This is a genomic window from Cupriavidus cauae, assembly GCF_026210475.1.
GTDB classification, from domain to species: domain Bacteria; phylum Pseudomonadota; class Gammaproteobacteria; order Burkholderiales; family Burkholderiaceae; genus Cupriavidus; species Cupriavidus cauae.
Genome location: NZ_CP080294.1, coordinates 250,008 through 271,653, shown reverse-complemented (window position 1 = coordinate 271,653; position 21,646 = coordinate 250,008). Strand labels below are relative to the sequence as shown.

At 68.6% G+C, this 21,646-nt stretch carries 21 protein-coding genes and 1 riboswitch; of the genes, 13 read left to right on the top strand and 8 right to left on the bottom strand.

All coding sequences use genetic code 11. From position 1 onward, the window contains the following. Window positions 1-206: 206 nt before the first annotated feature. Window positions 207-397, top strand: a riboswitch (FMN riboswitch). A gap of 237 nt (window positions 398-634) precedes the next feature. Further along, window positions 635-1,351, top strand: coding sequence for a 3,4-dihydroxy-2-butanone-4-phosphate synthase (ribB, locus tag KZ686_RS16780; RefSeq protein WP_150083445.1), 717 nt, complete (start codon window positions 635-637; stop codon window positions 1,349-1,351). Between the two features lie 140 nt (window positions 1,352-1,491). Continuing rightward, a complete protein-coding gene (locus tag KZ686_RS16775; RefSeq protein WP_149318148.1) occupies window positions 1,492-2,145 on the top strand; it encodes a surface-adhesin E family protein in 654 nt (217 codons plus the stop codon). A 30-nt stretch (window positions 2,146-2,175) separates the two neighbouring features. Here the strand turns inward: KZ686_RS16775 and KZ686_RS16770 are convergent, their stop codons facing one another. Next, window positions 2,176-2,658 (bottom strand): hypothetical protein, encoded by a 483-nt coding sequence (locus KZ686_RS16770; RefSeq protein ID WP_265634353.1) that lies wholly within the window; start codon window positions 2,656-2,658, stop codon window positions 2,176-2,178. Window positions 2,659-3,423: 765 nt separating this feature from the next. Between KZ686_RS16770 and KZ686_RS16765 the strand changes: the two genes are divergently transcribed. Together KZ686_RS16765 and mdoH are read left to right on the top strand one after the other, a co-directional pair. Next, complete coding sequence (locus tag KZ686_RS16765; protein WP_322784971.1) at window positions 3,424-4,953, top strand: glucan biosynthesis protein G; 1,530 nt, start codon at window positions 3,424-3,426, stop codon at window positions 4,951-4,953. Further along, the gene (gene mdoH / locus KZ686_RS16760; protein ID WP_265634351.1) at window positions 4,926-7,505 is read left to right on the top strand and encodes a glucans biosynthesis glucosyltransferase MdoH; all 2,580 of its coding nucleotides are present in this window, start codon (window positions 4,926-4,928) and stop codon (window positions 7,503-7,505) included. The genes KZ686_RS16765 and mdoH overlap by 28 nt, the downstream gene beginning before the upstream one ends. A 194-nt stretch (window positions 7,506-7,699) precedes the next feature. Here mdoH and KZ686_RS16755 read toward each other — a convergent pair whose 3' ends face one another. Then, the gene (locus KZ686_RS16755; protein ID WP_043440846.1) at window positions 7,700-8,230 is read right to left on the bottom strand and encodes a hypothetical protein; all 531 of its coding nucleotides are present in this window, start codon (window positions 8,228-8,230) and stop codon (window positions 7,700-7,702) included. Between KZ686_RS16755 and KZ686_RS16750 the strand changes: the two genes are divergently transcribed. The 5 genes from KZ686_RS16750 to KZ686_RS16730 all read left to right on the top strand — a co-directional run bounded on the left by KZ686_RS16750 (window position 8,193) and on the right by KZ686_RS16730 (window position 11,506). Further along, window positions 8,193-8,357: a hypothetical protein gene (locus KZ686_RS16750; RefSeq protein ID WP_187829200.1), complete on the top strand. Its 165-nt coding sequence runs from the start codon at window positions 8,193-8,195 to the stop codon at window positions 8,355-8,357. The two genes, KZ686_RS16755 and KZ686_RS16750, sit on opposite strands and share 38 nt — an antisense overlap. A gap of 157 nt (window positions 8,358-8,514) precedes the next feature. Further along, window positions 8,515-9,735, top strand: a complete 1,221-nt coding sequence (locus tag KZ686_RS16745) for a Bcr/CflA family multidrug efflux MFS transporter (protein ID WP_265634348.1) — start codon at window positions 8,515-8,517, stop codon at window positions 9,733-9,735. Window positions 9,736-9,999: 264 nt separating this feature from the next. Further along, window positions 10,000-10,281, top strand: coding sequence for an HU family DNA-binding protein (locus KZ686_RS16740; RefSeq protein ID WP_006577833.1), 282 nt, complete (start codon window positions 10,000-10,002; stop codon window positions 10,279-10,281). Window positions 10,282-10,457: 176 nt separating this feature from the next. Further along, complete coding sequence (locus KZ686_RS16735; RefSeq protein ID WP_149318152.1) at window positions 10,458-10,943, top strand: acyl-CoA thioesterase; 486 nt, start codon at window positions 10,458-10,460, stop codon at window positions 10,941-10,943. A 2-nt stretch (window positions 10,944-10,945) separates the two neighbouring features. Next, window positions 10,946-11,506 carry a CreA family protein gene (locus tag KZ686_RS16730; RefSeq protein WP_223819632.1) on the top strand — a complete coding sequence of 187 codons (561 nt, stop codon included), beginning with the start codon at window positions 10,946-10,948 and terminating at the stop codon, window positions 11,504-11,506. 26 nt (window positions 11,507-11,532) lie between these two features. Here the strand turns inward: KZ686_RS16730 and KZ686_RS16725 are convergent, their stop codons facing one another. From KZ686_RS16725 to KZ686_RS16705, 5 genes are all read right to left on the bottom strand, one after another. Continuing rightward, a complete protein-coding gene (locus KZ686_RS16725) occupies window positions 11,533-12,384 on the bottom strand; it encodes an acid phosphatase (RefSeq protein WP_262484932.1) in 852 nt (283 codons plus the stop codon). A gap of 42 nt (window positions 12,385-12,426) precedes the next feature. After that, on the bottom strand, window positions 12,427-14,229 hold the full coding sequence (locus KZ686_RS16720; protein WP_265634343.1) for a class I adenylate-forming enzyme family protein: 1,803 nt from the start codon (window positions 14,227-14,229) through the stop codon (window positions 12,427-12,429). A 23-nt stretch (window positions 14,230-14,252) separates the two neighbouring features. Further along, window positions 14,253-15,017 carry an SDR family oxidoreductase gene (locus KZ686_RS16715; RefSeq protein WP_149318154.1) on the bottom strand — a complete coding sequence of 255 codons (765 nt, stop codon included), beginning with the start codon at window positions 15,015-15,017 and terminating at the stop codon, window positions 14,253-14,255. Window positions 15,018-15,245: 228 nt separating this feature from the next. Further along, window positions 15,246-16,115, bottom strand: coding sequence for an arylamine N-acetyltransferase family protein (locus KZ686_RS16710; protein ID WP_265634340.1), 870 nt, complete (start codon window positions 16,113-16,115; stop codon window positions 15,246-15,248). Further along, complete coding sequence (locus KZ686_RS16705; protein ID WP_265634338.1) at window positions 16,112-16,855, bottom strand: Crp/Fnr family transcriptional regulator; 744 nt, start codon at window positions 16,853-16,855, stop codon at window positions 16,112-16,114. The genes KZ686_RS16710 and KZ686_RS16705 overlap by 4 nt, the downstream gene beginning before the upstream one ends. 381 nt (window positions 16,856-17,236) lie before the next feature. On the opposite strand from KZ686_RS16705, the gene KZ686_RS16700 reads away from it, so the two are divergent. Continuing rightward, entirely contained in the window at window positions 17,237-17,734 is a 498-nt protein-coding gene (locus KZ686_RS16700; RefSeq protein ID WP_149318155.1) for an Mpo1 family 2-hydroxy fatty acid dioxygenase, read from the top strand. A 279-nt stretch (window positions 17,735-18,013) separates the two neighbouring features. Beyond that, a complete protein-coding gene (locus KZ686_RS16695) occupies window positions 18,014-18,457 on the top strand; it encodes an HU family DNA-binding protein (protein ID WP_149318156.1) in 444 nt (147 codons plus the stop codon). Window positions 18,458-18,738: 281 nt separating this feature from the next. Here the strand turns inward: KZ686_RS16695 and KZ686_RS16690 are convergent, their stop codons facing one another. After that, window positions 18,739-19,125 carry a hypothetical protein gene (locus tag KZ686_RS16690; protein ID WP_223819634.1) on the bottom strand — a complete coding sequence of 129 codons (387 nt, stop codon included), beginning with the start codon at window positions 19,123-19,125 and terminating at the stop codon, window positions 18,739-18,741. 391 nt (window positions 19,126-19,516) lie between these two features. Between KZ686_RS16690 and KZ686_RS16685 the strand changes: the two genes are divergently transcribed. After that, complete coding sequence (locus tag KZ686_RS16685) at window positions 19,517-20,200, top strand: heavy metal response regulator transcription factor (RefSeq protein WP_149318157.1); 684 nt, start codon at window positions 19,517-19,519, stop codon at window positions 20,198-20,200. After that, window positions 20,197-21,615 carry a heavy metal sensor histidine kinase gene (locus KZ686_RS16680; protein WP_265634334.1) on the top strand — a complete coding sequence of 473 codons (1,419 nt, stop codon included), beginning with the start codon at window positions 20,197-20,199 and terminating at the stop codon, window positions 21,613-21,615. Before KZ686_RS16685 ends, KZ686_RS16680 begins: the two co-directional genes overlap by 4 nt. The last annotated feature ends 31 nt before the right edge of the window (window positions 21,616-21,646 follow it).

Below are 21,646 nucleotides of genomic sequence, written 5' to 3'. Positions count from 1 at the left end.
CGCGGGCGAGAGCGCGGAAAGCCTGCACGGCGCCGGGATTTCGATGCCCGCATGGCGGGCGCGGCGTCGGCGCAAGTCGTTTAGTTGTAGTACAGATCGGGCGCTTACGCCGCATCGCGTGCTAACATCGCAACGCCGGCGCGGGCCTCCGCCCCCGGGAATCGGGCCACGATTCCTCGAAGGGCAAGCGCGTTTCGCCGGTTTCGTTACGTCTTCAGGGCGGGGTGAAAGTCCCCACCGGCGGTATGCCGAACGCGTTCTCCGACGCGCCGGCGAGCCCGCGAGCGCCCGCGTCGATCCATGTTTTCCTTTGTCTGGTACATGGATTCGCGCGGGGTCAGCAGACCTGGTGAGAGGCCAGGGCCGACGGTCATAGTCCGGATGAAAGAAGATGGGCGAGCAAGCATCGCTGCCGCTTCACTGCCGCTTCACTGCGGTCAGGCTGGAACGGCGCGGGCCTGCACGGTCGGGTGCCTCGTGCATGCGGCTCCGCGGTTCGTTGCCTTGCCATGCGCGAGTGGGCGGCGTCGTGAACGATCACGCAGGCCGGCTTCGGGCCGGCTCTCGTGCGCGCTCCCGCTTGTGACGCCAATCCCCTGAAACGCCCGTTGATCTTTACGCAAGGAGCGTTTCAATGCTGTCCGCTATCTCTTCCCACGATATCGCTTCCCCCGACCACGCCGCCTCCGCGCAGGCCGCCGTCGACCCTGCCGCCGCCATCGTGCCGGCGCTTCCCCACGATCTGCCGACCCGCATCGAGCAGGCCCTGCAGGCCATGCGCGAGGGCCGTCCCGTGGTGCTGATGGACGACCACGACCGCGAGAACGAGGCCGACCTGATCGTCGCCGCCGAGCGGCTGACGCCGGGCAATATGGCGATGCTGATCCGCGAATGCAGCGGCATCGTCTGCCTGTGCCTGACGCGCGAGAAAGTCGCGCGGCTGGGCCTGCGGCCGATGGTCGAGAACAATCGCAGCCAGTACGGCACCGCGTTCACGGTGTCGATCGAGGCGAGCACCGGTGTCACCACCGGCGTCAGCGCGGCCGACCGGATCACCACGATCCGCGCCGCGATCGCCGACGACGCGGGGCTCGACGCGGTGGTCAGTCCCGGCCATGTGTTTCCGCTGGTGGCCGCCGACGGCGGCGTGCTGACCCGGCGCGGCCATACCGAGGGATCGGTCGATCTCGCGCGGCTGGCGGGCCTGTCTCCGGCCGCGGTGCTGTGCGAGCTGATGAATCCGGATGGCACGATGGCCCGCTACGAGCAGGCGCTGGTCTTCGCCGCGCAGCACGATCTGCCGGTGCTGACCATCGCCGAACTGGTGGCCTGGCGAGAGCAGGGGCACTGAGGCCAGGGGGCGGACCGTTCCGGCCGCGGCGGCGCGTCGCTGTGCGACAATGCCGCCTGTCGCGCGGCCCATGCATCATCGTGGGCCGCGCCCGCCGCCGGTCCCCGGGCCGTCCCCGTTTCACCAACGCGCCCCGCATCATGTCGTCTCGTGCCGCCACGCCCGCACCGCGTCGCCGCGCTCTCAGCGCCGGCGTCGCGTCGCTTCGTTACCGTTCCGCCGAATCTACCGCATCCAGATCGATCGCGCCGCTGCTGTTGGCAGTCACGCTGACGCTGGCGCCCGCGCTCAGTCCCGATGCCCACGCCGACACCGCTCGCGGCAAGGTGCTGCCCGCGGCGGCCGCCGGGCTCTATCAATGCCAGGGTCCGAACGGCGGCACCGTATTCCGTTCGACGCCGCGCGAAGGCTGCGTGACGCTGGCCGCGCCGGACCCGTCCGCGCCGGATCCGCAGCGCTGGCTGCCGTTGATGGGCGCCAATGGCGTGATCTCTTATCTGGACCAGCGTTCGGTGCGCCGCAAGGGCGCGCGCATCGGCGTCGTCGTGATGCGCAACGCGCCGGTCGGCGGCGCCATCCACACGACCAGCGGCGAGCCGATCCAGTCGTCGCTGCGGCGCATGGTGCTGGACTGCGCCACGTCGATGTACGCGGTGGTCGAGCAGACGCTGTTCCCGCGCCGTTTCGCGCGCGGCGAACCGCTTTATACGATCCGTTCGCCGCAGCGGGCCACGCCGCAGGTGGCCTCATCGGGCTCGCTGGCCAGCGAGATGATGGCGCGGCTGTGCCGCTGAGCACTGCGCCGAACGGCTTTTCCTTGTTTCCTATTCTTCGTCGACAGCCCGCGCCCGCCAGCGGCCGTCCGGCTGCCTGCAGAACCAGCCAGTCCAGCTTTCCTCGTTGCTGGACCGCTGCAGCTCGCTGCGGATCTGGCGGCAGGATTGGCCGTGGTCGGTCTTGCTCTGCAGCGGCGTGATCCGGGCGTAGGTGGCCGGGCGCCGCGGCGTGGCCTGGGTTCGCCACGAGACCGGGGTGCCGTCCTCGGTCGTGTTCAATGCGCGATTGACCGCGGAGGCGAAGGCGCGCGCCTCGCTCTGCGTCATCGTGCCGACGATCGTGCTGGTCAGATAGTGGTCGACATAAGCCCATGTCGGCGCCGCCGCGCACAGGGCCAGCGCAAACACCAGTGCACGCGCCAGTGCACGCGCCAGTGCAAACGCCAGTGCAGGCGCAAGGCGCCGCGGCAGCGGCAGGCGGGCGCGCGCCGAATGCGGCATCGGCAGGCGGGCAGGCGCTGCGTGCGGCATCGCATCCCCCTTGTCAGCGTGGTGGGCGTGGTGGCCCGGTTTCACGCGGGCGCGCCATCGAACGGATCGGTCGATTGTAGTGCGCGTCGACACGGGGCGCGGCCGCCGCGCGCCGGCCTGCGTGTTCCGTCCCACCAAGGCAGGGTTTTGTCGGACAGCCTCCGATTGACGCCGCAATGACACGGGCCTAGTTTCAATCGTCGCGCCCGCTGCGGCACGTTCGTGTTCCGGCGCTTGCCGCCCGCACGGTACGGCCGCATCCGCAACCGACCGCGTGCCGTCCGGCGCGCATCCGATCCCGACACCGATTCGCTGCTCCTGCGCGCAGGACGAAAGGAGCGGACAGGCCGTGCGCGCCCGTCGTGGCCATGGGCCTTGTTGCGGTGCAACTTCGGCGCCATTTGACTGATGAGGAGGATACCCGACGTTGATCAATCAAGAGGCGGATAAGCAACAAACGTTTCAAATTGTTGCAACCGTTGCGTGACCGAAACGTGACTTTTGGTAGGCAAATTTGTTAAGGTTTTGTCCCGCATTGCAGCAAATCCAACACCTTCCAAGCGTCACCAAAGTCACAGCCCCCGGCAACGTCCGTCATGGGGCGGCTCAGGCACCGGTTCTCCGGCCTGGCCATCGACGAGTTTCCGCGCCACTGTCCGCGGCTTCCCGAATAACCAATTGCATTACCGACTACCGCCTTTGATGACGGCATTCATGATCGACTCCGCCATTTCCTCGCCGCTCTCCGCCCGTTCCCGCCGGCCCATGCCGTCGGCGCGCTTCGACGGCGTGCGACTGGGACGCTGGCTGTGTGCCGGTGCGCTGGCCTGCTTCGCAATGGCGGCGCATGCGTTCAGCTTCGATACCGTGGCGGCGCGCGCGCGCCAGCTCGCCAATTCCCCGTACAAGGCCCCCAAGGCCCATCTGCCGACCGAGCTGCGCGAACTGTCGTACCCGCGCTATCGCGAGATCCAGTACAAGCCCGAACGCTTCGTCTGGCGCAATACCAAGCTGCCGTTCGAGCTGTCGTTCTTCCACGAGGGCATGGTGTTCGACCAGCCCGTCAAGATCAACGAGGTCACCGGCAACCGCGTGCGCGAGATACGCTTCAATCCGGCCGACTTCAACTACGGCTCGCACAAGTTCGACCCCGAGATGCTCAAGGGCCTGGGCTTTGCGGGCTTTCGCGTGCTGCATCCGGTCAACGGCAAGCACAAGGACGAGGTGGTGTCCTTCGTCGGCGCCAGCTATTTCCGCGGCGTCGGCAAGGATCAGTGGTACGGGCTGTCGGCGCGTGGTCTTGCAGTCGACACCGCGCTCGCTTCGGGCGAGGAATTCCCGCGCTTCGTCGAGTACTGGATCGAGCGTCCCGCACCGGGCGACAAGCAGCTGGTCATCTATGCGCTGATGGATTCGCGCCGCATGAGCGGCGCCTATCGCTTCGTGATCAAGCCGGGCACCGACACCGAGACCGAGGTCAAGGCACGCCTGTATCTGCGCGAGAACGTGACCAAGCTGGGCCTGGCGCCGCTGACCAGCATGTACCTGTTCGGCGAAAACCAGCCGCCCGCGGCGCCGGAGTTCCGTCCCGAGGTGCACGACTCCGACGGCCTGTCGATCCAGCTGGGTACCGGCGAATGGATCTGGCGTCCGCTCGTCAATCCGCGCCGCCTGCTGGTGACCTCGTTCTCGGCGACCAATCCGCAGGGCTTCGGCCTGATGCAGCGCGACCGCTCGTTCGCCAGCTACCAGGAAATCGGCGAATGGTATGAACGCCGGCCGAGCGGCTGGGTCGAACCCCGCGGTAACTGGGGTTCGGGGCGCGTCGAACTGGTGATGATCCCGACGCCGGACGAGACCAACGACAACATCGTGGCCTATTGGGTCCCGGACAACCCGCCCAAGCCGAAGCAGCCGTTCGATCTCGAATACCGGCTGCTGTGGCAGAAGGACCGCGAGCGCATGCCGCCGCTGTCGTGGGTCACGCAGACCCGCCGCGGGCAGGGGCTGTCCCGCAACAAGGAGGACACCAGCTTCTCGCTGCTGGTGGACTTCGAGGGGCCCGCATTCAAGAAGCTGGATCCCGCCGCGCATATCGATGCGGTGGTATCGGCCGATGGCAACGCCGAACTGCTGCGCACCACGACGCAGCGCAACGAGGCCACCGGTGGCTGGCGCATGACGATGTTCCTGCGCCGCAAGGACGAGAACAAGCCGGTCGAGTTGCGCGGCTATCTTCGCAACGGCAACACAACCCTGTCAGAGACATGGAGCTACATCTTACCCCCAGGCTAAAGCAGCGCTCGGCCGCGGCGGCGTGCGAGCGCTATGTCGACCGCCTGCCAGTATCGCCGGAACAGCGCCGCGACCTGCTCGCCGATACCGCGCTGCATGAAGGCATCGTCATCAAGGGCGATGCCACCGGCGACGATCCCGGCGTGCGCTCGCTGCAAAAGGCGCTGTCCAATGGCGACGGCGCGGCTTCTCCCGCCGGCGCGGCCTACGGCTCGATCGAGCGCCGCCTGCAACTCGCCTACGGCGAGCCCAAGGTCGGCGGCGAACCGCTGATCGAGCGGCGCGCCGACGGCACGGTCCATGTGGCCACCGGCCCCGAACCCAAACGTGCGTCGATGGTGCCGCGGCCGTGGCCACCGCACCTGGTCGCGGCCTTCGTGCGCAACGGCGTGCGCAAGCTGTTCGGCAAGCCGCCCGTTCCAGAGACCTGGGACACGCTGCACGACGGCCCCGATGCCGAGGGCAAGTGGCATCCGGCCGGTGCGCACCGCCGCTGGGTGCTGCTGTTGCTGGTGATCGTGCAGACCATGATGGCGACGTACTTCATGTCGACGGTGCTGCCGTACAAGGGCAACGACACCCTCGAGATGATCACGCTGGGCCTGTTCACGGTGCTGTTCTCGTGGGTCTCGGCCGGCTTCTGGACCGCGATGATGGGCTTCCTGGTGCTGGCCAAGGGGGGCGATCGCCATCTGATCTCGCGCTCCGCGAGCGGCAACGCGCCGATCGCCCAGGAGGCGCGCACCGCGGTCATCATGCCGATCTGCAACGAGGACGTGACCCGGGTCTTCGCCGGCCTGCGCGCGACCTACGAATCGCTGGAACGCACCGGCGAACTCGCCCACTTCGATTTCTTCGTGCTGTCCGATAGCGGCAGTCCCGACCTGCGCACCGCGGAAACCGATGCGTGGATGGAAACCTGCCGCGCAGTCAACGGCTTCGGCCGCATCTTCTATCGCTGGCGCCGTCATCGCGTCAAGCGCAAGACCGGCAACGTGGCCGACTTCTGCCGCCGCTGGGGCAGCAAGTATCGCTACATGGTGGTGCTCGACGCCGACAGCGTGATGAGCGGCGATTGCCTGGCCACGCTGGTGCGGCTGATGGAGGCCAACCCGGGCGCCGGCATCATCCAGACCGCGCCGCTGGCGACCGGCCGCGAGACGATGTACGCGCGCGTGCAGCAGTTCGCCACGCGCGTCTACGGACCGCTGTTCACGGCCGGCCTGCATTACTGGCAACTGGGCGAATCGCACTACTGGGGCCACAACGCGATCATCCGCATCAAGCCCTTCATGGAGCATTGCGCGCTGGCGCCGCTGCCCGGCAAGGGGCCGCTGGCCGGCGAGATCCTGTCGCACGATTTCGTCGAGGCCGCGCTGATGCGCCGCGCCGGCTGGGGGGTGTGGATTGCCTACGATCTGCCGGGCTCGTTCGAGGAGTTGCCGCCCAATCTGCTCGACGAGGTCAAGCGCGACCGCCGCTGGTGCCAGGGCAACCTGATGAACTTCCGGCTGTGGATGAAGCAGGGCTTCCACGCCGTGCACCGCGCGGTGTTCCTGACGGGCGTGATGGCCTACCTGTCGGCGCCGCTGTGGTTCCTGTTCCTGCTGCTGTCGACCGCGATGCTGGCCAAGCATGCGCTGGTGCCGCCCGAGTACTTCTCGCAGCCGTACCAGTTCTATCCGAACTGGCCCGAGTGGCATCCGGAGAAGGCGCTCGCGCTGTTCTCGGCCACCGCCACGCTGCTGTTCCTGCCGAAGCTGTTCGGCGTGGTGCTGCTGATGAAGCAGGCGCGCCGCTACGGCGGGGCGCTGCGGCTGATGCTGTCGATGCTGATCGAGGTCGTGATCTCGGCCCTGCTGGCGCCGGTGCGGATGCTGTTCCATACGCAGTTCGTGCTCGCCGCCTATATCGGCTGGGGCATCTCGTGGAAGTCGCCGCCGCGCGAGGACGCCGAGACGAGCTGGGGCGAGGCGGTGCGCCGCCACGGCTGGCATACCGTGCTGGGTCTGGGCTGGGGCGCGCTGGTGTACTGGCTCGATCCGGGCTTCGTCTGGTGGCTGCTGCCGATCGTCGGCGCGCTGGCGCTGTCGATCCCGCTGTCGGTCTGGCTCTCGCGCGTCAGCCTGGGCCGCGCCACGCGCCGTGCCGGACTGTTCGTGATTCCGGAAGAAATCGAGCCGCCGCGCGAGATCGTCGACACGCAGCGCCATGTGGCGGAGGCAGGCGATACGCCGGGCTTCGTCGACGCGGTGGTCGATCCGGTCACCAATGCGCTGATGTGCGCAACGGCGACCACGCGCGTGGTGCAGCCGGCCAGCACGCAGCGCCAGCACGCGGTGCTGGTGCGGCAGGCGCTGACCAATGGCCCCGGCAATCTGAGCGCGAAGCAGAAGCTGCTGCTGCTGAACGATCCGCTGGCGCTGTCGCGGCTGCACGAGGCGGTGTGGTCGTCGCCGCTGGCCGACGACGGCTGGAAGGCCACGCGCGCGCTGCTGCGCCGCGCGGCCAATGTCGTGCCCCTGCGCCCGCGGGGGAGTGCGGCGGCTTGATCGGACACCACTCCCTCTCCCTCTCCCTCTCCCGGTGAGGGAGAGGGAGAACCCAAACGCCGGCTGCCACCGCCAACGCCGATTCAATGCCTCGCTCCCCGCTCCCGCATGCGGGAGAGGGTTGGGGGAGAGGGGTTGGGACAGAGGGCAGGAGCGGTGGCCATGCCATCGCCGATGGAAGCGAGACGGGACGCTCAGCGCAGCGCCGCCGTGCAGATCGGGCCGTTGATATAGACGTCGCCGACGCGGCGCTCGCCGCGGGCCTTGCGTGTCATGTAGCGGAACATCATGCTGACGCCCAGCTTGGTCAGGATCTCGACGTCGCGATTCGCGCAGATATTGCGCTGTAGCGGCGCGGCGTAGCTGACCTCGAAGCTGGCCAGGTCCAGCATCGGCCCGCTGTAGTTGGTCAATTCCAGCTGGAACAGGATGTGTTTGCCGGGCACCGCCTGGCAGCGGCGCAGACGCGTTTCCTTGTCGATCTCGATCGGCAGCGCGTCGTTGAGCTGACGGCAGGCGCGCGCCAGCACGGTATCGGGCCGGCGCGAGCTGCGCAGGAATTCGGGGACGCCGGCCGCGCCGGTGTTCTGGCCGGTGGCCGCGCCGCGCAGCATGCGGGTCAGCGAATCGGCTTCATCGACCACCACGGCCGCGCTCGCGGCTGGATGTGCCGCGACAGTACGCGCCGTGACCGGCGCCGCGCAGGCGGACGAGGCCCACAGCAACCAGGTTGCGGTAGCGATCCCGATGGAGGCCGACGTTCCTCGGGCGATCGATGCAGTCGTGTGGTTCGATATGGTTCGCATGCAGGGAAAGAACGCCTGGAACGGCACGGGGCTGGGGCTGCGCTGAAGTCCCGCGATCGAGACCGGCGATGAAGACGGACCGGCAGTGTGTCGACCGGGTGCATTGTACCCGCCGGCCCCGTGAGGCGGAACCCGCAGGCACGCAATACATCACGGTGTGCAACAATTGCGCCTTTCGCTTGACGGCGTTCCGTCGTCCGCCAATGACCCAATCCTCCCGCACGGCCACGACGCCGCGTTTTCCGCTTTGGCTGCTGATCTGCGCGTCGCTGACCGCCTTGGCGCCGCTGTCGATCGACATGTACCTGCCGGCGTTCCCGACGCTGGCCGCCGACCTCGGCGTCGACATCGGCAGCGTGCAGCTGACGCTCGGTACCTTCCTGGTCGGCCTGGCGATCGGGCAGTCCTTCTACGGTCCGGTCAGCGACCGCTTCGGCCGCAAGGCGCCGCTGTATGTCGGGCTCAGCCTCTACGTGCTGGCGTCGGTGGCCTGCGCGCTGTCCGGCGACGCACCCGCACTGATGGCCTGGCGCTTCGTGCAGGCGGCCGGCGGCTGCGCCGGCATGGTGATGGCGCGCGCGATGGTGCGCGACCGGCTCGAGGCGCACGAGTCCGCGCGCGCGTTCTCGTCGCTGATGCTGGTGATGGGCCTGGCGCCGATCCTCGCGCCGATCGTCGGGGGCGCGATCCTGACCGCGCTGGGCTGGCGCGCGATCTTCTGGGTGATGGCCGCGGTCGGCACGCTGGTCCTGCTGCTGGTGCATTTCCGCCTGGAGGAGTCGCTGGACCCGCGCCGCGCGACGCCGCTGCGCCTGGGCAATGTCTTTAGCAACTACGGCGCGCTGCTGCGCGATCGCGAATTTCTCGGCTACTCGCTGTGTGCCGGCTTCGCGCAGTCGGGCATGTTTGCGTACATTGCCGGCTCGCCCTTCGTGCTGATCGAACTGCACGGCATCGACCCCTCGCACTATGGCTTCGTCTTCGGCGCCAATGCGTTCGGCCTGATCGCGATGTCGCAGATCAATGCGGCGCTGGTGCGCGGCCGCTCGCTCGACCGCGTGCTGCAGCTGGCGCTGCTGGCGCCGTGCGGCGCGGGACTGCTGCTCGCGCTGGTCAACCTCGCCAACGTGGCGGCGCTGCCGGTGCTGCTGGTCGGCTTCTTCATCTTCGTGGCGGGCCTGGGTTGTATCACGCCCAACGCGTCGGCGCTGGCGCTCGCGCATCAGGGCCATCGCGCCGGCACCGCATCGGCGCTGATGGGCACACTGCAATTCGGCATGGGCACGCTGGCCGGTACCGCGGTCAGCCTGTGGCACGACGGCACCGCCTTGCCGCTGGGCGTGGTGATGGCCATCGCCGGCATCGGGGCGGTGCTGATGCGCACGTTCGGCCGTCGTTCCGCCGTGGTGGCTGCCGCGGAATAGGCTGCCGGCCGGGGAGGCGTGGCGACGCGGGGCGCCGCGGCCCTTGCCGCAGGTTCGGGATAACCCGCTGTCGGACCCGCGTCAAAGCCCCGAATTGAGGGGGTAAATCTCCCCGAAAGCCGCTTGACGGAAGGATTTCCGGCATTTTCGTTGCGTCGGTGCGACTGGGGATTGCCCAACGCGCAAGCGGCGGATTAGACTGCGCCGGTCGGTGAAACGGCTCAGGCTGGTCACCGGTGACGACGACCAACAAGGGATACAGCCATGAATAAAGGTGAACTGGTGTCTGCCATCGCCGCAGACGCGGAACTGAGCAACGCTGCAGCAGAGCGCGCCCTGAACGCCGCGCTGGAAAACATCAAGAAGGCGGTTGCCAAGGGAGATTCGGTCACGCTGGTGGGCTTCGGCAGCTTCGGCGCCGGCAAGCGCGCCGCCCGTACCGGCCGCAACCCGCGCACCGGCGAAACGATCAAGATTCCGGCCGCCAAGACGGTCAAGTTCTCTGCCGGCCAGGGTTTCAAGGACGCTGTGAACAAGAAGAAGTAAGAGCGGGCATCCTCGGATGCCAACCGGAGAGAGCGGCCCACGTGGGCCGCTTTTTCATTTGGCGCCGCCGTCGCCGCGCCGCGCTACACTCGCATCCTGCAAGCGCGTTCCGCCACCGCCGCAGTTCGCCACCCCAATCTCAACCCACCCGCGCCGATTTCTCCGCGCCGCTCCCGATGAACGACCTCTCGCATCAACTGTCGATGACCGTGCTGATGACGCCGGACATGGCCAATTTCTCCGGCAATGTCCACGGCGGCACCATCCTCAAATATCTGGACATGGTCGCCTATGCCTGTGCCAGCCGCTACGCGGGCCGCTATGTCGTCACGCTGTCGGTCGACCAGGTGGTGTTCCGCCAGCCGATCCACGTCGGCGAACTGGTGACCTTCCTCGCCGCGGTCAACTACACCGGGCGCAGCTCGATGGAGATCGGCATCAAGGTCATCACCGAGAACATCCGCAGCAAGCTGGTGCGCCATACCAACAGCTGCTATTTCACGATGGTCGCGGTCGACGACGACGGCAAGCCGGCCGAGGTGCCGCCGCTGGTGCCGCGCGACGAGGTCGAGCGCCAGCGCTTCGCCGCCGCGCAACTGCGCCGCCAGCTGCGCCAGGAGATGGAGCACCGGCACGACCAGATCCAGGGTGCGGTGAGCTGACCATGGCGCGCGCATCCCGTCGTCCGATGGCCGCAGGTTCGGCCGCATCGCTGGCTGCCGTGCGGGCTGGTGCGCTGGTTCGTCCGCTGGTTCGTCCGTTGGTTGGTGCGTTCGTTGGGGCGCTGGCGTTCGCCACGATCGCGCCCGCGCATGCCGAAGAAATCGGCAGCGTCAACACGCATTTCCGCGTGACCGGCTCGGACCGCGTCGTGATCGAGGCCTACGACGATCCCGAAGTCGACGGCATCACCTGCTACGTCTCGCGCGCCCGCACCGGCGGCATCAAGGGCTCGCTCGGCATGGCCGAGGACCCGGCCGAAGCCTCGATCGCCTGCAGGCAGGTCGGCAAGATCGCCTTCAAGGGCCCGCTGCGCCAGCAGGACAATGTGTTCTCCGAACGCATGTCGATCCTGTTCAAGACCCTGCACGTGGTGCGCGTGGTCGATCGCAAGCGCAACACGCTGGTCTACCTGACCTATTCGGACCGCATCGTGTCCGGCAGCCCGAAGAACAGCGTGACGGCGGTACCGGTGGAGGCCGGCACGCCGATCCCGCTGCGCTGAGCGCTGCTCTCTTTCGTGGGGGGGCGCTACTGCCCCAGCGCCGCCCGCTCCGCCGCGCAGTCGCGCGTCGGCTTCAGCCCCTTGGCGCGCGCGGCCGCCACCTCGGTGCGTGCGGCCGCAAGGTCGGCGCGGAAGGTCGGGTCGGCATGCAGCCGCGCCACCGTGGCCGCGCCCATGATGCGGCCCTGGTTGGCATCGCTCTGCCAGTGCACGTTGCAGGCGAGGCGGCTCTGGCCGTAGGCGAGCCCGCGCGCCAGGATCGCGTCGGCGCGCTCGGGGTCGACCTCGGTCAGGATCAGCGCCCAGGCCCAGCCCGCCGCGTTGTGGCCGGACGGGTAGGAGCCGTCCTTGGCCAGCTTGGCGACATCGTCGGGGGTGCAGGTCGGCAGGTGGTTGACGAGGAAGGGACGCTGGCGCCGGTAGTGCTCCTTGGCGCGATAGGTCGACAGGCCGGCGTCCACCAGGCTGCGCCGCAGCAGCAGGTAGAGCTGCGGGGTATCGCGTTCGTTGATCGGCACGCCCAGCGCGCACGAGAAGGTCTCGGCCGCCTGCGGGAATTTCAGGTTGGCGTCTTCGACGGCCAGTTGCCAGCGGGGCGTACCCGCCTTGGCCAGGTTCGCGCGCGCGGCTTCCTCGTCGGCGGCGAGCGCCTGCGAGCCGGGCGCAGGCGGTGGCGGCACGAGGCGCAGGCTGTCGGGACGCTGGTCCGCGGGCAGGTAACCGGCGAGAACGCCCGGCCGCAGTTCCGGCACGTCGCCGGCCCGGCTGATGGGGCCCTGGCTGGCGCAACCGTAGGCGCCTGCCAGAAAGGCGGCGACGGCAAAGACGGACAGGGTGCCGCGCCAGGCGGCGCGGAAGGGCGAGGCGGCAATGGCCAAGATGGGGCTCCCGGTTGTCGTGAAAGAGCGTGTGGCGCGTGGCTACGCGCTCGCGCCATTGTCGAACAGCTTGCGCAATTCCGACTTCAGGATCTTGCCGTTTGCGTTGCGCGGCAGCGTCTCGTCGCGCACGATCACGCGGACCGGCACCTTGAACGCCGCCAGCCGCTGCGCGACGAAGGCCTGCAGCTCGGCCTCGGTAACGCTGGCGCCGGGCTTGACGCCCACCACCGCGCCCGGTTCCTCGCCCAGCGTGCGGTGCGGGATGCCGACCAGGGCCGCGTCCATCACCGCGGGATGCTCGTACAGCGCGCTCTCGACCTCGATGCAATAGATGTTCTCGCCGCCGCGGATCAGCATGTCCTTGGCGCGATCGACGATATAGAGGAAGCCTTCTTCGTCCAGCCGCGCGATATCGCCGGTGCGCAGCCAGCCGTCGACGAAGGTGCTGGCGGTGGCCTCGGGCTTGTTCCAGTAGCCGCGCACGACATTGGCGCCGCGCACCATCAGCTCGCCGACCTCGCCGGGCGGCAGGGCGCGGCCGCGGCCGTCGACCACCTTCATCTCGCCGATCGGCAGCGCGGGGCCGCTGCTGTCGGGACGATGCAGGTATTCCTCGGCGTTGTGGCTGGTGAAGGTGGCCGAGGTCTCGGTCATGCCCCAGCCGATGCCGGGCATCGACTTGGGGAACACCTCGACGATGCGGCGGACCAGCTCGGGCGAGGCCGGCGCGCCGCCGTAGTTGACGCCCTCCAGCGAGGACAGGTCAAAGCGCTCGCGCTCGGGATGCTCGACCAGTTGCCAGGCGATGGTCGGCACGCCGCCGGCCACCGTGCAGCGCTCGCGCTCGATCAGCGCCAGCGCGCGCAGCGCGTCCCAGCGGCGCATCAGCACGATCTTGCTGCCGGCGTGCAAGGCGCCGTTCAGCACCGACATGCAGCCGGTCACGTGGAAAAAGGGCACCGACAGCAGCGTGGCCTTCTGCGGCGCCTGCGGGTCGGGTTCGGGAATCGGCTGGCCACGGCGCAGGAAGTTGCGCGCCGGGCCGAAGCCGCCGCAGAAGGCCACCGTGGTCGCATTGCGGTGCGTGCCGATGGCGCCCTTGGGCTTGCCGGTAGTGCCGGAGGTATAGAACAGCGTGGCGTCGTCTTCGGGATCGATCGCCACGTCGGGCAGCGGCAGATCCGGCAACGCGTCCCAGGCCATCACGTCGCCGGTGGTCCGCTCCAGCGGCACCACGCGCGGATCAACATCTCCGGCCATCGCGGCATTGCCGGCATCGGCGCCGAAGCGGCAGACATGGACGCGCAGCAGGGCGGGGCACTCGGCCAGATGCGGACGCAGCCGCTCGAGCCGTTCGTCGTCGACGATGGCGACCTTGCAGCCCGAATCGGCCAGGCCGTATTGCAGCTCGGGGCCGGTCCACCATGCATTGAGCGGCGTCGCGATGGCGCCGGTCAGCAGCGCGCCGTAGAAGGCCGCGGGCCATTCGGGCAGGTTGCGCATCGCCACCGCGACACGGTCGCCCGGGCGCACGCCGTCCGCGATCAACGCGTGCGCGATCGCCAGCGCGGCGCGCGCGAAGCCCGCATAGGAAACGCGCTGGTCCTCGTAGACGACGAAGGTACGCTCGCCGCGCGCGCGGGCCTGCAGGAACAGGTCGCGCAGCGTCGGCGGCGCGTGCTTCCAGACCGTGGTTGGAATGCCGCGGATCTCGCGCACCTCGGTTTCGAACGGTGCGCCGGGAGCGGTCAGGCGGGCATGGGCTTCGGCCAGCGAGATCGCCGGCCAGGCCGGCGAATCTCCCTGCGCACTGCCCTGTGAACTGCGGGTCGGCGGTGCCATCGGGCGGCGAGCGTGAGCGCCGCTCAGATCGTCACGCCGCCGTCGACCACCAGCGCCTGGCCGGTCATGAAGGTGCTGGCGCTCGAGGCCAGGTAGACCGCCGCGCCGGCGATCTCGACCGGCTCGCCGATGCGGCGCAGCGGCGCGTTCTCGGTCGATTGCTTGTAGCGCACCGGGTCCTCCCACAGCGCGCGGGCGAAGTCGGTCTTGATCAGGCCCGGGGCGATGCAGTTGACGCGCACATTGTGCGGGCCGAATTCGACGGCCAGGTTGCGCGCCAGCTGGAAGTCCGCCGCCTTCGAGATGTTGTAGACGCCGATGGTCGGCGAGCCGCGCAGGCCGCCGATCGACGACACGATGATGATCGAGCCGTCCTTGCGGTCGATCATCTGCGGCGCGACCATCTGGATCAGCCAGTGGTTGGAGATCACGTTGTTGTCGAGCACCTTGCGGAACTGCTCGTCGGTGACCCCGCCCATCGGACCGTAGTAGGGGTTGGACGCGGCATTGCAGACCAGCACGTCGATCTTGCCGAACACGCGGTTGGTCTCGTCGACCAGATGCTGCAGGTCGCTCTTGGACGAGATATTGGCCGGCACGGCGATCGCGGTGCCGTCGCCGTGCCTGGCGTTGATGGCGTCGACCACTTCCTGGCAGGCCTCGGCCTTGCGCGACGAAATGACCACCTTGGCGCCCTGGACCGCCATCTGCTCGGCGATCGCGCGGCCGATGCCGCGCGAAGAGCCGGTGACGATGGCGACCTTGCCGCTCAGATCGAACAATGACATGGGGTGTCTCCTCTACCGATCCCGTTTTCCGGTGGACTCTGATGTTGGTGTGGCGCCGCGGCACGCGTTGCACGGGCGGCGGCGACCGGCACATTATGGTCGGTGGGTCTGGCCGCGTCCACAGGCCGGCGCGCGTTCCTCGGCCCTTATCAGCATTCTTTCTGCGGGGGATTCACGGCGTGCATGGTGCGCAGGGTGGCCGGTGTGCGGGGCGCCCGCCCACATGCCTCAGGCCCGCCGTGCCAGCCATTCCCGCAGGCCGGCCGCCGTCTCGTCGTCCAGCCGTACGCCGATCCGTTCGCGCAGCGTGGCGACGATCTCCGCCGGCGTGTCGAGCAGCAGGTGGTGGCTGGCGCCATCGGCATCGCGCTCGGTCAGCTCGCCGTTGGTTATCGTCAGGCGGACGTTGCCGTCGGTGCGCGCCGCCATCAGCCGGTGCAGGAACACGCTGTCCGGATGGGTGCAGACATACCAGTTGCGCGCCGCGTAATCGATCCACGCCTGCGGCGACAGGTCGAAGCGATAGAGCTTGGCCCAGCCGTCGGCGGTGGCCAGTTCGAGATCGAGCAGGTGGAACGCGCCGCCGGATGCCGCACCGGGCGGTGCGCTGACCAGCCGGTACGGCAGCCCCTCGGGCGCCGGTTCGGACAGCGGCAGCGCGCAGGGCGGATTGGGGCCGCCGAAGCCGGCGTCGGCGATGTAGTCGCGGTGGGCGATGCGCACGCGCAGCAGCAGATGCGACTGCGGCGTCGGCACGCCTTCGTCGACGCCGTAGCGTACGCGCGCGGCCAGCGGCACCACCTCGAAGCCGAGCGCCGTCAGCGCGGCGGCCAGCAGCGTGTTGTGCTCGAAGCAGTAGCCGCCGCGTCCGCGCGTCACCAGCTTGTCGAACACCGCGTCGAGCGCGATGTCGATCGGGCGGCCGAGCAGCACGTCGATGTTCTCGAACGGAATGCGCCGCAGATGCGCGGCAACGATCGCGTCGAGCGCCTCGCGGCTGGGCGATGGGCGCTCGCGCAGGCCGATGCGGTTCAGATAGGCGTCGAGCCGGTCGGCATCCAGGCTCGGCTGGGCCGATGGGTTCACCGGTGTGGTCACGTCAAGGTCTCCAGGGTCGACAGATCGAGCAGTTCGATATCGGCGTAGCGCAGCCGCAGCAGGCCGCGTGCCTCCAGTTCGCGCAGCGCGTGGTTCACGGTCTGCCGGGACAGGCCGAGCATCTGCGCCAGTTGTTCCTGCGGCAGATGGATCGAGCGATGGGGCTGCCGTGCGGGGTCTTCGGCCGCCGCGGGCGTGTCGCCATAGGAGCGCGCGATGGCCGCGAGCCGCCGGGCGGTACGCGCCAGCGGGGGCAGCAATTGCGCCTCCTCGACATAGCGGAACGCCTCGCGCGTCTTGCCGGCCAGCAGCTTGCCGAACTCGCGCCACCACGCCGGCTGCGCGGCCAGCATCGCGTCGAGCCGGGCGCGCGGGACGTGCCACACCGCCGCACGCGTTGCCGCGCGGGCGTCATGCGTGCGCAGCAATCCGTCGAACAGGCAGATCTCGCCGAACCATGCGCCCCCTTCCAGCATGCCCAGCAGCGCGGCCTTGCCGCCGGCATCGTGCGCATGCACAAGAACCGCGCCGGCGATCACCGCGTACAGGCCATCGAAGGGATCGCCGCGCTGGAACAGGACCTCGCCAGGTTCCAGCCGGCGCATCGTGCCGCTCTCGAGCAGGGCCGCGCGCATGTCCTCGGGCAGGCCGCGAAACCAGCTACCCGTGCGCAGCGGGGCGAGCGAATCGGCGGGGTTGTCAGTGCCACGCGTGGGGCAGGCAAGGGGCGGAATGCCCATGGTGGTCTCCATCGTCATCGCGACGCAGGGCAGGGTCGAGGTGAGTCCGTGCGAGCGTCGGTGCGTGCGCCGGTGCGAGTTCGGCAAGGGCCGGGGACGAGGTCAAGGACCAGCCCAGGGACAAGCCCAGGGACAAGCCCAGGGACAAGCCCAGGGACAAGCCCGGACTGTCAAAATTCGGACAGACCGCGTCCGGCGCGCCCATTACTATAAATCGATCATGCCGGGCTGGAGCGCGCCAGCCATGCGTCGGAGGTGCGCCAGGAATGCAGCCGAAGTTCGCCCGTGGTGCGCCCGTACTGCGCCCGTATTGCGCCCGTATTGCGCGGGATCGGTCCGACGGCATGCCGTTCGTAGTCCCCGCTGACAGGAGGAGACGCCATGAAAACGCTGGTCGACCATCTATCCCAATACGCCGCCTATCACCGCGACAGCCGCAACGTCGCGACCCACTTCGTCGGCATCCCGATGATCGTGCTGGCGGTCACGGCGCTGCTGGCGCGTCCGCAGATCCCGCTCGGTGGCGGCGCCGCGGTGCTGACGCCGGCGATCGTGGTCTACGTGCTGTCCTGTCTGTTCTATCTGCGGCTGTCGGCGGGGTTCGGCATCGCGATGACGCTGATCCTTGCCCTGTTCGTCTATGTCGGCCATCTGATCGGAGGACTGTCGACCGCGGCCTGGCTGGCGATCGGTATCGGGCTGTTCGTGCTCGGATGGGTGATCCAGTTCGTCGGCCACTATTACGAAGGGCGCAAGCCGGCTTTCGTCGACGATCTTGTCGGGCTGCTGATCGGCCCGTTGTTCCTGGTCGCCGAGACGGCTTTTGCGCTCGGCCTGGCGCGCGAAACGCGCGAACGGATGGAGGCGCACGCGCACTGAATCGGTATCGCACGCGCAAGGAGCGGGTCATCGCTCGACACTGCGAAGCACGGCGATGCGCGCCGACAGGAGGGCCGGGGCGTTGCCGCGCACGTGCGTCGATGCATCGGCGCGACAGAAAGCAGGACTTTTCACCGGGTTTTTACGGGGTTTCAGGGGGGTAACGGGCCAAACCCCCTTGGAAATGCGTCACTTTCCGCTATGATTCGGTGGCCGCCGCAGCCGTACGCTGTTTTCGCGGGGTTTGCGGCGCCAACCGTTCAACTCTATCTGACCAATATGGCGACCAAAGCGAAATCGACCGCGAAAGCTGCAACCAAGACCGCCGCGACCAAGAAGGCACCGGCAACCAAGGCGCCCGTGAAGGCTGCCGCGAAGAAGGCCGCTGCGCCCGCAACCGCAACCCCGCGTCCGCTGAAGGACACCTTCAACAAATCCAGCCTGGTCGCTCACCTGGTCGCGCAGACGCAAGTCGAGCCGAAGGCCGTGAAGACGGTGCTCGCCCATCTGGAAAACACCATCGTCAGCGCGCTGCACAAGAAGGGCGCCGGCGAATTCACGCTGCCCGGCCTGCTGAAGATCACCGCGCAACAGGTGCCGGCGAAGAAGAAGCGCTTCGGCAAGGATCCGTTCACTGGCGAAGAGCGCTGGTTCCCGGCCAAGCCGGCCAGCGTCAAGGTCAAGGTCCGTCCGCTGAAGAAGCTGAAGGACGCTGCCGCGTAATACGTCATCCGACGTGACCGCGACAGGCGGATGCCGGTCGCGGCAAGCAGTGAAAAAAGGGAGCCGCATGCGGCTCCCTTTTCCATTGGCGATCCGTCGGCGAGGAATGCACCGAGGCGAATCGGCGGACAACGAATCGGGCCGCGACGAACGAATTGCGCTGCAGCGGCTCGGGCCGAAACCAATCGACCTACGGCGCGACGCCTTGGATATTGCAATTAACCGTCAGGCATTCGCCCACGCCGACCACTCATGGCCAGCAGGGCGAGGGGCGCCCCGTGCTAGGCGCTATGGTCCGCCGGCGTGTCCTGCGTATGCGCGCCGTCGCTGAAGCGATCGCGATGGTCCGCGCCATGGCCGCCCTGCGTGAAGCTGTCGCGCGGGCCGAGGCGGCTGGCGCCTTCGGTGAACACATCGAACTTCTGGGTCGCGCTGCGCGCGCCGTCGGTGTACGGATCGGCGGTGCGCGTTGCGGCCTTGGCCGACAGCGAGACGGTGGCGCCGATCATCATCGCCACGGTGGGCAGCAGCGCGGCAAGCATCGCGCGGCGGCGCGCATGCCAGCGCTGGCGCAACGCGCGCAGCCGCTGCGCCGCCAGCGGGGGACGCGGACGGGGCGGGGCGCCGGACGCTCGGTGAGGCACGGTGGTCGGGGTCGTTCGAGTCATGGCAACACTCCTTCAGATTGGGATCCGGGGCGGTTCTGGGAACCTTGACGAGGGGAGACGGCTTGGCCAAGCACGGTTAGCAGTCTACGAACCGGGCCGGACGCGGCGGTGACGCCAGCCTGACAATTGCGTCAGGATCGGAGGCGCGCCGCGCACCGCGCGTGGCCGGACAAATACCCGGTGGCAGCACGGCTTGCACGGTGATGCCCACGCCGGCGGCAAGCTGACAACGTTGACAGGTTCGGGCGGCGGCTTTCACCTATAGTTGCCGGAAATGGCGGGCGGAAGCCGTTGGCGCGGACATTGCGGGCGACGGCTGTGCCGCGAGTTTGGCGCCAACTGTTTGGCCGCAACTTTGCCGCGAACTTGCCGGACTTGGAGGGCCGGACCCATGAAACTGTTGTTGGTAGAGGACGAGATCAAGACCGTCGACTATCTGCGCCGTGGGCTGTCGGAAAACGGCTATGTGGTCGACACGGCGACCAACGGGGTCGATGGCCTGCACATGGCCTGCACCGAGCCCTACGACGCGATCGTGCTCGACGTGATGCTGCCCGACCTCGACGGCGTGTCGATGCTCAAGTCGCTGCGGCGCGAGCAGCAGACGCCGGTCATCATGCTGACCGCGCGTGACGATCTGGACGACCGGCTCAACGCCTTCGACGCCGGCGCCGACGATTACCTCGCCAAGCCGTTCTCCTTCCTCGAGCTGCTGGCCCGCCTCAATGTGCTGACCCGCCGCGGCCGCCAGAGCGAGCCCTCGCAGCTGACGGTCGGCGACCTGCGCATCGACCTGCTGTCGCGGCGCGCGATGCGCGGCACCCGGCGGCTCGACCTGAGCGCGCGCGAATTCACGCTGCTGTCGGTGCTGGCGCGGCGCCAGTCGCAGATCGTCTCGAAGACGGCGATCACCGAGCTGGTCTGGGACATCAGCTTCGACTGCAATACCAATGTGGTGGAGGTGGCGATCAAGCGCCTGCGCGCCAAGCTCGACTGGCCGGGCGAGCCCAAGCTGCTGCATACCATTCGCGGCATGGGCTATGTGCTCGAATGCCGCGCCGAGGAAATCGCGTGAGCCGCCGCCGCTCGATCGCCACGCGGCTGGCCGCGATGTTCGCCCTCGCGGCGGCGCTGGTGTTCTCGGTCACCGGCTTCGTGATGTATTACGTCCAGTGCGTCGAGCTCGAGAAGCGCCAGCTCGAGGAGCTCGAGGCGCGCTTCCAGCTGATCGGCCCGAAGGCCGCCCACTACGGCACGCAGCCGCAATGGGAGCGCTTCGGCGCGGTGCTGACCGGCATGACGCCGGAGGACGACAGCCTGCGCTATTTCGTCGACACGCCGGATGCGCGCTTCCGCTTCGGCAAGCCGTTTCCGCGCGACGCGGTCACCGTGCAGCGTGCGCCGGATGTCTGGACGGTGCAGTTCGACGACCGCAGCTTCCTGATGCTCAAGCGGATCATCCCCGCGCTGGACGAGCGCCCGGCGCTGGCGCTGGTGGTTGCGGTCGATCAGGCGCCGTTCTACCAGACCAGCCGCGTGCTGGGCGTTGCCCTGATCGTCTGCTCGGTGCTGGGCGTGCTGGCGGTGGCGGTGCTCGGCTGGCGCATCGCCAAGGTCGGACTGGCGCCGATCGAGGCGCTGTCGCGCCATGCCGGCGAGCTCAATCCGCGCAAGCTGGAGCGGCTGCCCGATACCGATCTGCCGGCCGAGCTGTCCGGCCTGGTGCTGGCGTTCAACGGCGCGCTCGACAAGCTCGAACGCGCCTACGTGCAGCTGTCCGCCTTCAATGCCGATGTCGCGCATGAACTGCGCACGCCGCTGGGCAACGTGATCGGCCAGACCCAGGTGGCGCTGTCACGCCCACGCAGCGCGCGCGAGCTGGAGGACATCCTGCAGTCGAACCTGGAGGATCTGGAACGGCTCGGCCGCATCGTCGTCGACATGCTGTTTCTCGCGCAATCGGACCGCGGTGCGCTGGCGCGCGATCTGGTCGAGGTGTCGGTCGCGCACGAGGTGCGCCGCAGCGCGGACTTCCTCGACATGCTGTTCGAGGATGCCGGCGCGACGCTGGAGATCGTTGGCGACGCGCGGGCCCGCGTCAACGCCTCGCTGCTGCAGCGCGCGATCACCAATCTGCTCGGCAATGCGCTGCAGCATGGCCTGCATGGCCGTCCGGTCGCGGTCGAGATCGGCGACGAGGCCGGCGTGGTGACGATTGCGGTGCGCAACGAGGCCGACCCGTTGTCCACCGCGCAGATGGACCGGCTGTTCGACCGCTTCTACCGCGTCGACAGCGCGCGCGCCGACAGCCGCCAGAACCACGGGCTCGGACTGGCCATCGTCAAGGCCATCGCCACAATGCATGGCGGCGCGGTGTTCGCGCGCCAGTCGCGCGGCGTGGTCTGCATCGGCCTGACGCTGCCGGCGCTGCCGCCGCAGGCGCCGACGTCCGACAGCCTGCCTCCGCTGACACAGGCGGCCACGGCATGATCGGCGGCGGCAAGACGCGCACGCCGCGGCG

Bases quoted from the DNA above. Each gene is read 5' to 3' on its own strand.
- KZ686_RS16695 (WP_149318156.1), top strand. From the start codon at position 18,014: ATGGCGACCAAAGCGAAATCGACCGCGAAAGCTGCAACCAAGACCGCC.
- KZ686_RS16700 (WP_149318155.1), top strand. From the start codon at position 17,237: ATGAAAACGCTGGTCGACCATCTATCCCAATACGCCGCCTATCACCGC.
- KZ686_RS16770 (WP_265634353.1), bottom strand. From the start codon at position 2,658: ATGCCGCACGCAGCGCCTGCCCGCCTGCCGATGCCGCATTCGGCGCGC.
- KZ686_RS16715 (WP_149318154.1), bottom strand. From the start codon at position 15,017: ATGTCATTGTTCGATCTGAGCGGCAAGGTCGCCATCGTCACCGGCTCT.
- KZ686_RS16730 (WP_223819632.1), top strand. From the start codon at position 10,946: ATGGCGCGCGCATCCCGTCGTCCGATGGCCGCAGGTTCGGCCGCATCG.
- KZ686_RS16745 (WP_265634348.1), top strand. From the start codon at position 8,515: ATGACCCAATCCTCCCGCACGGCCACGACGCCGCGTTTTCCGCTTTGG.
- KZ686_RS16690 (WP_223819634.1), bottom strand. From the start codon at position 19,125: ATGACTCGAACGACCCCGACCACCGTGCCTCACCGAGCGTCCGGCGCC.
- KZ686_RS16740 (WP_006577833.1), top strand. From the start codon at position 10,000: ATGAATAAAGGTGAACTGGTGTCTGCCATCGCCGCAGACGCGGAACTG.
- KZ686_RS16775 (WP_149318148.1), top strand. From the start codon at position 1,492: ATGTCGTCTCGTGCCGCCACGCCCGCACCGCGTCGCCGCGCTCTCAGC.
- mdoH (WP_265634351.1), top strand. From the start codon at position 4,926: ATGGAGCTACATCTTACCCCCAGGCTAAAGCAGCGCTCGGCCGCGGCG.
- ribB (WP_150083445.1), top strand. From the start codon at position 635: ATGCTGTCCGCTATCTCTTCCCACGATATCGCTTCCCCCGACCACGCC.
- KZ686_RS16720 (WP_265634343.1), bottom strand. From the start codon at position 14,229: ATGGCACCGCCGACCCGCAGTTCACAGGGCAGTGCGCAGGGAGATTCG.
- KZ686_RS16705 (WP_265634338.1), bottom strand. From the start codon at position 16,855: ATGGGCATTCCGCCCCTTGCCTGCCCCACGCGTGGCACTGACAACCCC.
- KZ686_RS16765 (WP_322784971.1), top strand. From the start codon at position 3,424: ATGCCGTCGGCGCGCTTCGACGGCGTGCGACTGGGACGCTGGCTGTGT.
- KZ686_RS16735 (WP_149318152.1), top strand. From the start codon at position 10,458: ATGAACGACCTCTCGCATCAACTGTCGATGACCGTGCTGATGACGCCG.
- KZ686_RS16685 (WP_149318157.1), top strand. From the start codon at position 19,517: ATGAAACTGTTGTTGGTAGAGGACGAGATCAAGACCGTCGACTATCTG.